Below are 13,168 nucleotides of genomic sequence, written 5' to 3' on the forward strand. Positions count from 1 at the left end.
GTGGACTAAACGGTGGACTCAGGCAGCCCGCGGCGCGGCGGTGGCGCGCTTGAGCGCCCGGCGCTCGCGCTCGGTGGCGCCGCCGAAGATACCGTGGTCGAGGCCGTGGTCCAGCGCGTAGCTCAGGCACTGGGTCCGAACCGGGCACCCGGCGCAGACGGCCTTGGCCCGCTCCGCCTGCCGGGCCCCGGGGCCCACGTCGGAGAGCGGGAAGAACAGTTCGGGATCGTGGTCGCCGCAGGCGGCGCGTTCGGTCCAGTCAGCGAATTCCATGGTGTAGCCGCCCCCTTCCGGACGGTGGTGGTGCAACTCGGGTGGTCCTGGGTTCTGCGTGATGATTCTGCGTGACGAGGGCAGCACTGCGCGCGCCATTTTCGGCGGCCGTGCGGGGAACACCGCGTCCAACACGGGTGGTGCGAAAGTTATTCCCCGGCGAGCAGGCGCCGGTCGCGGATGCCGCGCTTGCGCATCGCGCTGGCCACGTGGGCCTCGACCGTGCGGATGGACAGGAACAGCGATTCGGCGATCTGACGATTGGTCAGCCCGCGCCCGGCCAGTTCGGCGACCGATTTCTCCCGCGGTGACAAAGCCTGTCCGTAGCCCCGTCTGCCTCTTCGGTGCGGCAGCCGGAAACCGTGCCGCCGCAATGTCTCCGCACATCTGGCGGCGTCCCAGGAAGCGCCGAGCGCGGTGTATTCGGCGACCGTGCGAACCATCGTTTTCTCGTCCCTCCCTCGTAGCCGCGATTCCGCCAGAGCCTCGGTCGCGCGCAAGGCGGAATACCGTCGGCCGAGGCCCGAGTACCCTTCGACGGCGGTGACGAAACTGTTTTCGCGTCCGTGCACGATTCCGCTGGTGAGATGGGCGGCGGCCGCCGCGAGCGGGGCGTCCAGGCCGTCGATTCCGGCCTGGAATTCGCTGAGTAATTGACCGGCTTCATGGGGTGAACACCGCGCCACGAGCGGCACCACATCGGCGGCCCACACCCACAGGTCCTGTTTGCGGATCGCCGCCAGCAAATCGGTCAGCGGCGCCGGATCGATCCGCGCGAGCGCGGTCCGCGCGGCCAGCAGCATCGGCATGGACAGGTCACGGGCGGCGACCTCGGCCACCGCGTGCAGTTCGTGCCGCGCGGTCACCAGATCGCCGTGCGCCAGCGCCAGTTCACCGAGCACCAGCCGGGCCTCCGCGACGAGTTCGGGCAGCCGCCAGGCGTCCACGCGGACCGCCTCGGCGCGGTCGGCCAGCCCCGCCCAGTCCCCGGCGGCGAAATCGGCCCGCAGCCGGGCGCCCGCCATCACCGTCGCCAGGTATTCGTCCTTTTCCGGACCGGCCAGTTCCCGCGCCCGCGTGAGCATCCGGCGCGCGTCCTCGGGGCGGCCGAGCCAGGCGGCCGCGTCGGCGAAGTTGACCGCGCCCCTGGCCAGTTGCGCGGGGTCCCCCGGCTCGGCGAGCACCCGCTCCGCCGCGGCCCGCCCGCCGGGATCACCGGCGTAGAGCAGCACGGTCGCGTGGTTGACCCGGACCGCGGTGCGCACCCCGCGATCCTCGACCCGGTCCAGCAGCGCCAGCGCGCGTTCGGCCCACTTCCGGCGGTCCACCACGGCTTCCGTGCCGTCCCCGGCCACCGCGAGCGCCGCCATGGCGCGGGCGGCGAGGTCCGGGCGCGGCGCCAGTTCCCCGGCCGCCACGGTGAGCTGGTGCCGTCCGGCGGGCCGGTCACAACCCTGCCCGCACAGCAGCATCGCCAGCGCGAGCCGGATTTCCCCGCGCTGCACCGGGGAAAACTCCTCGGTGAGCAGTCCGTGGAGCGCCTTGATCGCGACGTCGTGCCTGCTGCCGTGCCCGGCCACCCGGCCGAGCAGGGTCGCCAGGCGCAGGCGGTCGTCCCGCGCCACCCCGGGTGCTGCCAGCGCCCCGGCCAGCTGGTCGACCACGGCGTCGCCTTCGCCGGTCCGGTAGGCCTGCTCACCGGCCGCCAGCGCGTACCGCACCCAGTCCCCCAGCCGCCCGGCTTCGCGGCTGTGGTGGGCCAAGCGCAGCGCGGGCGCCGGTTCGACGGCAGCCAGTGCGTCGGCGGCACTCCGGTGCACGGCACGGCGTTCGGCGGGTGAGAGCAGGTCCTCGATGGCACGGGAAGCCAGCGCGTGGCGCGTGGAAAACCGGCCGGGACTGGTCGTCACCAGCAACCCGGCGTCCAGTGCCTCGTCGACCGCTTCGGGTGTGCCCAGAAGCGATTCCTCCACCGGTACCGCGAAAACCGCCGCGGCGACCACCACTTTCCGCGCCTGCGCGGAAATCCGGCCGAGGCGTTCGGCGAACGAGCCGCGCAACGCCACCGACGGCCGCAGCTCACCGAACAACGCGGTGGAATCGGGCAGTGCGCGCACCACTTCCTCGATGACGAACGGCACCCCCGCGGTGAGTTCGTACAACCGGTCGGCGAAGGCCGCGGACACGGTCCGCACGCCGAGGTGCGCGGCGGCCAGTTCCGCGGCTTCGGCTTTGTCCAGCGGCCGCAGGTCGATCTCCACCGCCGACGCGGCACCGGCGGCGAGGTCGACCGGGCGCGTTTCCCGCGGCCGATAGGTCACCACGACCCGCAGCCGCGGTGGGAGCCGCGGGCACAGGTACCGCAGGAACTCCCAGGTGGCGTTGTCGGCCCAGTGCAGGTCCTCGATGACCAGCGTAGCCGGACCGGCGTCGTCGAGCACCTGGCGCAACGCGGGGAAACCACCGGCGACGCCGAGCGCTTCGACCACCGGCCCGAGCGGCAACGGTTCGCGCAACGGCGAACACCGCCCGGCCAGCCGCCGCCCGGTCTCCCGCATCCCGGCCACCAGGCGGGTCTTGCCGATGCCGGCCTCCCCGCCGACGAGGATCAGCGCGGGCGCGGCGACGGCGTCGAGCGCGGCCAGCGCGTCAGCGCGCCCGACCATCGCGAGTTGCTCGGTCAACTTCGGCTCCTTCGCGGCAAGACCGGACATTTAAGTCCGTAGCGCTACGCATTGCAACGGTTCCGTTCCGTCCTGCATGGTCTGAACCACTCGCGACCCACAAGGAGACCCCGCGATGACCGACGACCCGAACCTGCCCCCCGGGGAAACGCCAGAGAACGGCATTTCCCGCAAGCGCGCCCTGCAGCTCGGCCTGCTCGCCGTCCCGGCGGCCGCCGCGCTCAGCGCCGCCATGCCCACCGCGCAGTCCGACGCCGTACCGCAGAACCTGGAACCGACGCCGGAGTGCGACGACGGTGACGACCCCACCATCCCGCAGATGGAGGGCCCCTACTTCAAGCCGAACTCACCGCGGCGCACCACCCTGGTCACGCCGCAGACCCCGGGCACCAGGCTGCTGGTCACCGGGTACGTGTTCACCCGGTCCTGCCTGCCGGTGGCGCAGGCGCTGCTGGACTTCTGGCAGGCCAACAGCCAGGGCGGCTACGACAACGTGGGCTACAACTTCCGCGGGCACCAGTTCACCGGTGCCGACGGCAAGTTCACCCTGTCCACCATTGTGCCCGGGCTCTACCCGGGCCGGACGCGGCACCTGCACGTGAAGGTGCAGGCGCCCGGCAGGCCGATCCTGACCACACAGCTGTACTTCCCGAACGAACCACGCAACAACACCGATCCGCTCTTCGACCCGCGGTTGCTGATGACCGTGCGGAACGCCCCCACGGGCGGCCGGGAGGCGACCTTCGACTTCGTGCTGAACATCAGCTGAGGGTCCCCGCCGGTCAGGTGCGGCGGAACTCCCGCCCGGCGATGGCCCCGGAGCGGTCGTGGCAGAGGACGGCCCCTTCGTGCCGGACCGGAGTCTGCCCCGCACCGCAGGGGAAAGGCCGGGGCCATGGCGGCCCCGGCCTTTCTCGTGCCCGCGGCTACGTCCGGTGGCGTAGCGCGGGGTGCCGCCTCGCGCACGACGCGGTGAGCCGCACCCGGCGGCCACCATTCCCGGCATGAACCTCCCGGTGGACATCCGCGAACTCACGAAACGCTACGGCGGCGTGCTCGCCGTGGACCGGCTGAGCCTGACCGTGCGGCCGGGCGAGGTCTACGGCTTCCTCGGCCCGAACGGCGCCGGGAAGACCACGACGCTGCGCGTGCTGCTCGGCCTGCTGCGCCCGACGTCCGGGCAGGTCCGCCTGTTCGGCCGGGACGACGGCGACCGGTCGCCGGTCGGCGCGCTCATCGAATCCCCCGCGTTCTACCCCTACCTTTCCGGCCGCGAGAACCTGCGCGTGCTGGCGCGCTACACCGGCACCGGGAAGGACCGCGTGGAGACCGTGCTGGACACGGTCGGCCTGCGGGAGCGCGGTGGTGACCGGTACGCCGCGTACTCACTGGGGATGAAGCAACGGCTCGGCGTGGCCGCCGCCCTGCTCAAGGATCCCCGGTTGCTGGTGCTCGACGAGCCGACGAACGGGCTCGACCCGGCGGGCATGGCCGACATGCGCGCGCTCATCCGCGACCTCGGCGCGAGCGGGCGCACGGTTTTGCTGTCGAGTCACCTGCTCGGCGAGGTCCAGCAGATCTGCGACCGCGTCGGGGTGGTCTCGCGCGGCAAGCTGGTCGCGGAGAACACCGTGGCCGGACTGCGGGGTGGTTCGGTGCTGCACGTGGTGGCCGATCCCCTGCCGCGCGCCGCCGAGGTGGCCGCGCGCCTGCTCGGCGCGGACCGGGTCCGCGTGCGCGGTGGCGCCCTCGAACTGACCACCGAGCCGGAGAAGGCGGCGTGGCTCAACGGCGAACTGGTCGCCGCGGGGCTGGGCGTGAGCGAACTGCGGGTCACCGAACGCGACCTGGAACAGGTGTTCTTCGAACTCACCGGAGAGGGTGGGGATCATGCTGCTGCGTAGCACCGCCGCGGAACTGACCAAGCTGGCGCGGCGGCCGGCGAACTGGCTGATGCTGGCCGTGGGCACCGCGCTCGGGCTGACCTTCACCTACCTGCTCCCGCTGGCCGGGGCCGCCGGCGCGGCCGGGGCACCGAACAGCGATCGCGGACTCGCGGCCACCCTGCCGGACCAGCTCGTCGGCAACTCGATCGGCGGGCTCCCGGTGTTCCTCGGCGCCATCGCGCTGGTCATCGGGGTGCTCGCGGTCGGCACCGAATACGGCTGGGGCACCTGGAAGACCGTGCTCACCCAGGGGCCGTCACGGCTGGTGGTCTACGGCGGGAAGCTGGTCGCACTGGCCGCGGCGATGCTCGTGCTGGTGCTGACGATCTTCGCCACCGGCGCGCTGGTGAGCACGGCGATCGCCCTGTCGGAAGGCTCGCCGATGACGTGGCCCGCGGTGGGCGACCTGGTCACCGGCGTCGGCGCGGGCTGGCTGATCGCCTCGACGTGGGCGGTGCTGGGCGCGCTGCTCGCGATCGGGATGCGCGGGGTGGCGCTGCCGATGGGCCTGGGCCTGGTGTGGCTGCTGGTGGTGCAGAACCTGCTGCTGGGCGTGGCCGCGCCGCTGCTGCCCTGGGTGAATGACCTGCAGCTCGGCCTGCCGGGTTCGAACGCGGGTTCGCTGGTGGCCTCGCTGGGCGCCTCGACGCGGTCGCCGGGTGTGGCGGAACTGACCAGCCCCCTGCAGGCGACACTGGTGCTCGCCGCCTACCTGCTCACCTTCACCACCCTGGGTGGCTGGCTCCTGCACCGCCGCGACGTGCTCTGAGGGCTGGTGACGGTCAGCGCAGCGAGGAAAGGGCCCGGTCGGCGGCACCCGCGGCGGAGGTCGCTTTTTCCAGGGCCTTTTCCGCGGCCGCGGCGGCTTTGCGGACCTCTCGGTGCTTCTGCTTCAGCTTCGCCAGTTCGGTTTCGAGGTTTTCCACGCGGGTGCCGAGCTCTTCGGCTTCCTCTTCCAGTTCGGCGAGTTCGCGCTCGGCCGCGTCGCGTTCGGCGGCCGTGCGCTTGGCGCGTTCTTCGGCGTGCTGACGTTCTTCCTGCCGCCGTCGTTCGGCTTCGGCGCGTTTCGCGGCGAGTTCGTCGTGGACCGGCGCCTTTTTCGACTTCTTTTCCGGCTTCGGCTTCGGCTTTTCCCGGTCCTTCGGGGGCGAAGCGGTGGCGGCCATCAGCCACATGTCGGTCATGTCCGGGGTCAGCGCGGTGCTCAGCTGGGCGGCGGCCAGTTGTGCCGCGGCTTCTTCCCCGGCGACGGCGGCTTCGAGCGAGCTTTCGATCTCCCGCGTGATCGACTCGCTCATCGCCACGCCCTCGGACCGCGCCACTTCGCGGGCCAGCCCGAGCATGTGGTTGATCTGCTCGCGCCGCCGGTGCGACAGCTCCCGGATGTCGTCGCTGGCCAGGTCCCGGTGCGCCTGCCGCAGCGACCCGCCGAGCTCGGTCAGCTCCTCGACCTCGTCCGGGTGCGCGGTGACCAGGCGGTTCGTCAGCCAGGCCGCGCTCGTCGGCTTGCGCAGTTCCTTGATCCGGGCGGCCAGGTCCCGGTCCCCCGCCTTGCGCGCCTCGGCCGCCAGCTCGTTGCGCCTGCCGGTGAACTCCTCACGCGACCCGGCGTACAGCTCGGCGGCTATCGAATCGAGGTCCATCCGTTCAGCAAAACACACCTCACTCGAAGCGTGAGGTATCGCCCGCGCCCACGCGCACGATCTCCGGCTCGCCCTCGGACAGGTCGATCACCGTGGTGGGCTCGGTCCCGCACTCCCCCGAGTCGAGCACCGCGTCGACCTGGTGGTCGAGCCGCTCCTTGATCTCCCACCCCTGGGTCATCGGCTCTTCCTGGTCCGGCAGCAGCAGCGTGCTCGAAAGCAGCGGTTCGCCGAGTTCGGCGACCAGCGCCTGGGTGACCACGTGCTCGGGGATCCGCACGCCGACGGTCTTCTTCTTCTGGTGCATCAGCCGGCGCGGGACCTCCTTGGTGGCCGGCAGGATGAACGTGTACTTACCCGGCGTGGCCGCCTTGACCAGCCGGAACACCGCGTTGCTCACGTGCACGAACTGGCCGAGCTGGGCGAAGTCCTGGCAGATCAGGGTGAAGTGGTGCTTGTCGTCGAGCGCGCGGATCTCCTTGATCCGGTCGATCCCGTTCTTGTTCCCCAACTGGCACCCCAGCGCGTAGCACGAGTCCGTGGGGTAGGCGATCAGGCCGTCTTCGCGGATCAGCCGGACCACCTGGCCGATCGCCCGGCGCTGGGGGTTGTCGGGGTGCACGTCGAAGTACCTGGCCATGGCGGGGAGCATAGAGACGGTGATCGCCGCGCGCCGGACCGGGCGGCGAGTCTTGTCGGAGCCCGGCCGGACCCCGTACCGTTTCGGGCAAGCCGTCACAATGCGCGATCGGGCGCACACGGGTGAGTGAGGTATCGCCGTGGACCGACCAGGCACGACCCTCGAGGTCCGGACCGAACGGCCCGCCGCGGGCGTGGTGGTGGTCCGCGCCGCCGGTGAGATCGACCTCGGCACGCTGACCACCTGGGACACCGCACTGGCCGGCGCCCTGCACTCCCCGCCCGACGTGCTCGTCGCCGATCTGGGCGGCGTGGAGTTCCTCGGCAGCAGCGGGATCGCCACGCTGGTGCTGGTGCACCGGGAGACCGCCGAGCGCGGGGTCGACTTCCGTGTCGCCGGGGCCACCCGGCCGGTGCTGCGGGCGCTGGAAGCGACCGGCGTCGTCACCCTGCTGCAGCTCTACGACACCGTCGAGCAGGCCATCGGCCGGCTGAGTCAGACGAGCACCGGCAGCGATTCCACCCCGTAGACCACCGAGACCTTGCGGAAGCTCAGTTCGTGCGCGGGCACCGCCAGCCGCAGGTCGGGGAACCGCCGGACCAGCGCCGGGTAGGCCGCCCGCAGCTCCATCCGCGCCAGCTCGGCGCCGATGCAGCGGTGCACGCCGTACCCGAAGGCCACGTGCGAGGTCGGGGCGCGGAAGGCGTCGAAGTCCTCCAGCGCGGGCCCGAACTTCGGATCGCGGTTCGCCCCGCTGAGCGAGCACACCACCACGTCGCCCTGGCCGATCCGCACCCCGCCGATCTCCAGGTCCTCCCTGGCGAACCGCGGGAAGGCCGCCTGCACCACGGTGAGGTGCCGCAGCGCTTCCTCGACGAAACCGCCGATGGCCGCGTCGTCGTCGTGGATGCGCTTGAACGTGTCGCCGTCCTGCAGCAGGACGAGCGCGCCGAGCGCGAGCATGCTGGCGGTGGTCTCGAAGCCGCCGGTCAGCACGCCGTCGGCGAGACCGGCGAGTTCCCGGTCGTCGACCTCGTCGCCGTGCTCCTTGATGATCATGCCGAGCAGGCCGTCGCCCGGGTTCTCCCGCTGCTTGCGGACCACGCCGAGCAGGTACTCCAGTGACTCCGAGATCGCGCCGAGCGAGGCCTCCGCGCCGCTGAACAGGTCGAACCGCGACACACTGAGGTGCTGGAACTCCTCGCGGTCCTCATACGGCACGCCGAGCAGCTCGCAGATGACCAGCGACGGGATCGGCAGCGCGAACTCCGCGACCAGGTCCACCGGGCCGTCCACCGAGGCCGCGGCCATCGCGTCGAGCCGCTCGTCGATGATCCGGGCGATGCCGGGCTTGAGCCGCGAGAGCCTGCGCATGGTGAATTCGGGGGTCAGCAGCTTGCGCAGCCGGGTGTGCACCGGCGGATCGGCGAAACCGAGACCGCCGGGATTGGCGTCGGCGTTCGCGCCGCTCTCCCCGACCAGGTTGGCGAAGTCGTTGCTGAACCGGACGGCGTCGCTGAGCACCGCCTTCGACTCCTCGTAACCGGAAACCAGCCAGACGTTCACCCCGAACGGGATGTCGAGTTTGCTGATCGGTTCTCTCGCCCGCAGCCGCGCCAGTTCGGGCACCGGGTCGAGCCCGTCGCGGCGCAGCGGCATCAGCGCCGACTCCGGGAACACCCCCAGTTTCGACAGGTCGAAGCCCTTTTTGCGCACCCTGCTGAGATACCGGCGTGCCAGCCAGGCACTCACTCGCGTCCGAAGCTGCCCCACGCCGCCGACGGTACCCCGACTCCGGCAAACCGCCCACACCCCCATGGGTCCGGGTGCGGCAGCCCACAATGATCCACCCGGCGATCCACCCGGCGATCCACCCGGGTTCCCGGGAACTGGGAGGAGGCCACGACCCGCTGGGTCATGGCCTCCGGTCAGGGCGGGGGGGACGGGCCCCGGACTACTTGACGAAGTCGTCGACCACCTTCGGCGGCCAGATGCCGACGTTGAGCACGCCCATCGAGTAGGCGCGGGAAACCAGTGCCGCGCGGTTGGGCACCTTGAGCTTCCGGAGCAGGCCGCTGACGTGGTACTCCACGCCCTGGCGGCTCAGGTACAGCCGCGAGGCCAGCGGGATGGTGGAGAACCCGGCCGCGATGCCCTCGAGGATCCGGGCGTCCATTTCGGACAGGATCTTCTTGCGGTTGGTCACCACACCGGCGTCCGCGGCGCCCTGCGCCGGGCGCATCATCACCAGGATGGTGGTGGAGCCGCCGACCTCCGGCGCCCCGCCGCGCACGGCCACGCCGGTCAGCGTCGCCGGGAAGGCCACCCCGCCCGCCCGCACCAGCACCACGTGGGCGGCGAAGCGGTGGCGCTTGCCTTCGACGAGCCCGGCGAACTGCCGTCGCAGCGCCTGCTGCATGCTCGGGTGGACCAGTTCGGTGAAGCCGCGGCCGCACACGTCCGCCGACGCCATCCCGAACTGGCGGAAGAACTCCTGGTTGGCCTGCTGGATCCGCAGCGCCTGGTCCAGGCACACCATCAGCCCGGACTTCTCGGCGTGCGCCTGGGCCTCGCTGTCCACGGTCATCTCGTGCTCGAGGCCGCGGACCGGTGCCCGGCCGGCTTCCGCGAGTGCTGCACTCGTCATGTGAGGTGCCCATCCCTTCGGTCATCGAGGAAGCAACGCCGGGAGCACCATTTCAAAACGGTGTTTCGAATCCCGGCGGCGGTTCCGCGTGAGTTCCCGCCCTGCGTTTCTTAGAGCGCTCTACGCCGTCAAGTCGTATTGGAAAACTAGCCAGCCGGGCGGCGGGGCGTCAATGAAGGCGGTAACTGGGTGAGAAGCCTGTGGGAACTTGTCGAAGTAGTACGGGCCGACGGGGACCCCTTCGGTGGTTCGGTACGGTCGGTCCCCCCGTACCCCTGTTCAACCGGCGGCGACACCGCCGTTCACCAGGGGATTACCCCGTCGACCGTACCGTACCACCGACACCGGCGGGACCGACACCGAACCATCCGGCCGGCGTACCGGTGGATTAGCCGCAGCGCCCGAATCCGGCTTTCAACGCTCGGATTGACATTGAGTTTACCGCCGGGAAACGACGGAACTTCCCTAGCTGGTTAGTGAGCGCGGACACCCGTGGGGAGCGGGAATTATTCGTCAACTCGCGTCGGGCACATCGGCCGAGATCGCCCCGGCCAGCCCGGCCCGGCCGGCCACGCCGAGCTTGCGGTAGGAATTCGTCAGGTGCTTTTCCACCGCGCGGGAGGACACCCCGAGCCGGTCGGCGATCTCGGCGTTGGTCAGGCCGGTACCCGCGAGTTCGGCCACCCGCCGCTCGGTGCGGGTCAGCGTCGCCTTCGGGGCCGGCGCGGCGCCCGGTTTGCCCGCGGTGCCCGGCCGGGCGCGTTCCACCAGCCAGCTCGCCCCGCAGGCGGTGGCCAGTTCGGCGCCTTCCCGCAGCGCGGCCGCGGCCTCGGCCGACTCGCCCAGCCGCCTGCCCAGCAGGACCAGCGCCCTGGCCAGTTCCAGGTCGTTGGCCGAACCACGCAGCGTGCCCACCGCGTCACGCAACAGCTCGACGCCGCGTTCCCCGCCGTGCAGCCAGCCCTGCAACCGCAGTGCCCGGCCGACGGCCGAAGCCGCGCCCCACGATTCCGCCCAGGCGTGCTCCTCCTCGGCCAGCGCCAGCGCGGAGGCGTGGTCGCCGAGGCGCTGGTGCAGGCTGATCGCCCACGGCCGCCACGGGTAGAGCGAGGAATTGCGCCAGCCGGAGGCCTCCAGCAGCCTGCCCACGGTGAGCAGGCCGTCCAGCGCGCTGACCCACTGGCCCTGGTGCGCGTCGATCGCGGACTCCAGGATCTGCGAGACCGCGTTCAGGCTCAGGCTTTCCGACCGCCGCCTGCCCACGCCGCTGACGATGCGCTTGCTCAGCTCGATGTCGCGCAGTTCCAGTGCCACCGCGGCCAGCGAGACCGTGGCGCACGCGCTGACCTCGTGCCAGTCGGCGTCGACCAGCTGCATCGCGCGCTCGGCCTGGTCCCGCGCCTCCGGCAGCCTGCCCCGCGCGGTGAGCACCAGCGAATGCTCCACGTGGACCAGCGCGTCGGCCACGGTCACGTGCTGGCGCCGTGCCTGCCGCTCGATGGAGAGCCAGGAACTGATGCCCTGCACCGAATCCGCCGCGATGAGGGTGAGCACCAGCAGTGGCAGCGCGGTGTGCACGTGCGACGGGGTGGCCGGTTCCCGTTCCAGGATCCGGTTCGCCAGCGAGGCCAGTTCGGCGGCCGGGCGCCGGGCGCTGATCGTGGCGGCGTGCAGCAGGACCACGATCAGCTCGCGTTCGGCACCCGAGCGCATCGGCGGGCTTTCCCCGAGCCCACGCAGCCGTTCGCTGGAGGAGGCCAGCTCCGCCGGGTCCTCGTGCCCGGCGTGGCGAAGGCGGGCTTCCAGCCGCAGCGCGATTTCCCGCGCCGAACCGTCCAAGGTGTCCGCACTGCCCAGGTCGGTGGCCACCTGCCCGATCAGGTCGATCATCGACGCCGGTGGCGCGCCGAGCACGGTCGGCGCGATCCGCAGCACCGCCGCGGCCCGGTCGCGCGGGGTGGTCAGCAGCGGAACCGCTTGGGAGACATGGCGTTCGCAGGCGGCGGGGTCGAACCCGCGTTCGGCGGTGGCCAGGTCGATCAGCAGCCGCGCGCGGTCCTCGCCCTCGGTGGAGCTGTCCAGCAGCGCGCGCCGCAGGTACCGGGCGGCGGTGTCCGGCGCGCCGCGGCGCAGGGCGGTGTCGGCGGCGGCACGCAGCACCACCACCGACCACGGCTGACGCGAAACGGTCACCGCCATCAGCTGCGCCGCCACCTGCTCGGCGGGCGCGCCGAAGCGGTAGAGCAGGGCGGCGGCCGAATCGTGCAGCCGCTCGCGCTCGACCACGGTCATCGACGACTCGACCGCGTCCTGGACCACGCGATGGAAGAACCGCGGTTCCTGCTCGGTGGCCAGCAGGCCGAGCTGGTGCAGCGAGCGCAGCGCGCCGGCGAAACCGATCGCGTCGAGCCCGGCCAGCCGCGCGATCAGCTCGGGATCGCCCTGCTCGCCGAAGGTGGCGATGGCCGCGGCCAGGTCGCGCACCGGCCGCGGCTGGTTGCGCAGCCCGCTTTCCACCCGCTCCCGCAGTTTCGACGGCCGCTGCGTGCGCAGTTGCTGCGCCTGCGCGGCTTCCGGGCGGCAGCCGGTGGCGACCAGGCTGAACAGCATGGAGTTGAGGAACAGCGGGTTGCCGGTGGAGGATTCGTGGCAGGCGCAGGCGAACTCCTCGTCGGCCGCCTCGCCGAAGTGCCCCAGGATGACTTCCTTGGTGGCCTCGACGGACAACGGCGCCGGGGTCAGCACCCGCGTGGCGGCGTCGGCGACCTCGCGCACCAGCGCGTGCTGCGCGCGCGGATCACCGTCGCGCAGCGTGCAGACCACCACCACGCGCAGGCCCTGCAACCGCCGCGCGAGGTAGGCGAACCACCGCAGCGACGGCACATCCGCCCACTGCAGGTCGTCGACCAGCAGCAACAGCGGGGTTTCCTCGCCGACGTTGGCCAGCAGCGTGCACAGCCCGTGCAGCACGGCCTCGGACTGGGCGACGTCGTGGGCTTCCGCGGGCGGCATCGCGTCGTCGGCGAACACCAGCTTGGCGAACCCGGCGCGTTCGGTCATCCAGTGCTCGCGGGCTTCCTCCGGCGTGCCCGCCAGCAGGCTGTCGAACAACTGGCGCACCACCCCGAAGGCGAAGTCCTGCTCCATCGGCGCCGCGTTCGCCCGCAGCACCCTGGCGTCGGACCCGGTGACCAGCCCGGGGAGCCGCTGCAGCAACGCGGACCGGCCGATGCCCAGCGGCCCGCGCAGCAGGATCAGCGCGGACTCGCCCGCCGTGGCGGCGCGCAGCGCCCCGCCCACCAGCGCGAGTTCGGCGTCCCGCTCGAACAACATGG

Annotated in this window: 10 protein-coding genes and 1 pseudogene; 4 read left to right on the plus strand and 7 right to left on the minus strand. The window is 71.7% G+C overall.

All coding sequences use genetic code 11. The features are described from left to right. Positions 1–18: 18 nt before the first annotated feature. Positions 19–273 (minus strand): WhiB family transcriptional regulator, encoded by a 255-nt coding sequence (locus JOM49_RS32315; RefSeq protein ID WP_209667956.1) that lies wholly within the window; start codon positions 271–273, stop codon positions 19–21. 149 nt (positions 274–422) lie between these two features. Further along, a complete protein-coding gene (locus JOM49_RS32320; protein WP_209667957.1) occupies positions 423–2,957 on the minus strand; it encodes a LuxR C-terminal-related transcriptional regulator in 2,535 nt (844 codons plus the stop codon). 115 nt (positions 2,958–3,072) lie between these two features. Between JOM49_RS32320 and JOM49_RS32325 the strand changes: the two genes are divergently transcribed. The 3 genes and pseudogenes from JOM49_RS32325 to JOM49_RS32335 all read left to right on the plus strand — a co-directional run bounded on the left by JOM49_RS32325 (position 3,073) and on the right by JOM49_RS32335 (position 5,672). Further along, positions 3,073–3,726 (plus strand): dioxygenase family protein, encoded by a 654-nt coding sequence (locus JOM49_RS32325; RefSeq protein ID WP_245369545.1) that lies wholly within the window; start codon positions 3,073–3,075, stop codon positions 3,724–3,726. A 253-nt stretch (positions 3,727–3,979) separates the two neighbouring features. Next, positions 3,980–4,861: pseudogene (locus JOM49_RS32330) on the plus strand (ABC transporter ATP-binding protein); the annotation flags it as partial. Then, entirely contained in the window at positions 4,848–5,672 is an 825-nt protein-coding gene (locus JOM49_RS32335) for an ABC transporter permease (protein WP_209667959.1), read from the plus strand. The pseudogene JOM49_RS32330 and the gene JOM49_RS32335, both read left to right, overlap by 14 nt. A 13-nt stretch (positions 5,673–5,685) precedes the next feature. Here the strand turns inward: JOM49_RS32335 and JOM49_RS32340 are convergent, their stop codons facing one another. Continuing rightward, the gene (locus JOM49_RS32340; protein ID WP_209667960.1) at positions 5,686–6,546 is read right to left on the minus strand and encodes a hypothetical protein; all 861 of its coding nucleotides are present in this window, start codon (positions 6,544–6,546) and stop codon (positions 5,686–5,688) included. 19 nt (positions 6,547–6,565) lie between these two features. Continuing rightward, the gene (locus JOM49_RS32345; RefSeq protein WP_209667961.1) at positions 6,566–7,186 is read right to left on the minus strand and encodes an L-threonylcarbamoyladenylate synthase; all 621 of its coding nucleotides are present in this window, start codon (positions 7,184–7,186) and stop codon (positions 6,566–6,568) included. A gap of 139 nt (positions 7,187–7,325) precedes the next feature. Here JOM49_RS32345 and JOM49_RS32350 point away from each other — a divergent pair, with 139 nt between their 5' ends. Beyond that, on the plus strand, positions 7,326–7,715 hold the full coding sequence (locus JOM49_RS32350) for an STAS domain-containing protein (protein ID WP_209667962.1): 390 nt from the start codon (positions 7,326–7,328) through the stop codon (positions 7,713–7,715). Here JOM49_RS32350 and JOM49_RS32355 read toward each other — a convergent pair. From JOM49_RS32355 to JOM49_RS32365, 3 genes are all read right to left on the minus strand, one after another. Continuing rightward, the gene (locus JOM49_RS32355) at positions 7,682–8,938 is read right to left on the minus strand and encodes a cytochrome P450 (RefSeq protein WP_308159076.1); all 1,257 of its coding nucleotides are present in this window, start codon (positions 8,936–8,938) and stop codon (positions 7,682–7,684) included. The genes JOM49_RS32350 and JOM49_RS32355 overlap by 34 nt on opposite strands. 202 nt (positions 8,939–9,140) lie before the next feature. Further along, entirely contained in the window at positions 9,141–9,833 is a 693-nt protein-coding gene (locus JOM49_RS32360; RefSeq protein ID WP_245369546.1) for a LuxR C-terminal-related transcriptional regulator, read from the minus strand. Positions 9,834–10,346: 513 nt separating this feature from the next. Continuing rightward, positions 10,347–13,166, minus strand: coding sequence for an ATP-binding protein (locus JOM49_RS32365; RefSeq protein WP_209667964.1), 2,820 nt, complete (start codon positions 13,164–13,166; stop codon positions 10,347–10,349). Between the last annotated feature and the right edge of the window lie 2 nt (positions 13,167–13,168).

It is taken from the genome of Amycolatopsis magusensis (assembly GCF_017875555.1).
GTDB classification, from domain to species: Bacteria; Actinomycetota; Actinomycetes; order Mycobacteriales; family Pseudonocardiaceae; genus Amycolatopsis; species Amycolatopsis magusensis.

Excerpts from the sequence above, each read along its gene's own strand:
- JOM49_RS32360 (WP_245369546.1), bottom strand. The coding sequence starts at position 9,833 with ATGACGAGTGCAGCACTCGCGGAAGCCGGCCGGGCACCGGTCCGCGGC.
- JOM49_RS32340 (WP_209667960.1), bottom strand. The coding sequence starts at position 6,546 with ATGGACCTCGATTCGATAGCCGCCGAGCTGTACGCCGGGTCGCGTGAG.
- JOM49_RS32345 (WP_209667961.1), bottom strand. The coding sequence starts at position 7,186 with ATGGCCAGGTACTTCGACGTGCACCCCGACAACCCCCAGCGCCGGGCG.
- JOM49_RS32325 (WP_245369545.1), top strand. The coding sequence starts at position 3,073 with ATGACCGACGACCCGAACCTGCCCCCCGGGGAAACGCCAGAGAACGGC.
- JOM49_RS32335 (WP_209667959.1), top strand. The coding sequence starts at position 4,848 with ATGCTGCTGCGTAGCACCGCCGCGGAACTGACCAAGCTGGCGCGGCGG.
- JOM49_RS32365 (WP_209667964.1), bottom strand. The coding sequence starts at position 13,166 with ATGTTGTTCGAGCGGGACGCCGAACTCGCGCTGGTGGGCGGGGCGCTG.
- JOM49_RS32315 (WP_209667956.1), bottom strand. The coding sequence starts at position 273 with ATGGAATTCGCTGACTGGACCGAACGCGCCGCCTGCGGCGACCACGAT.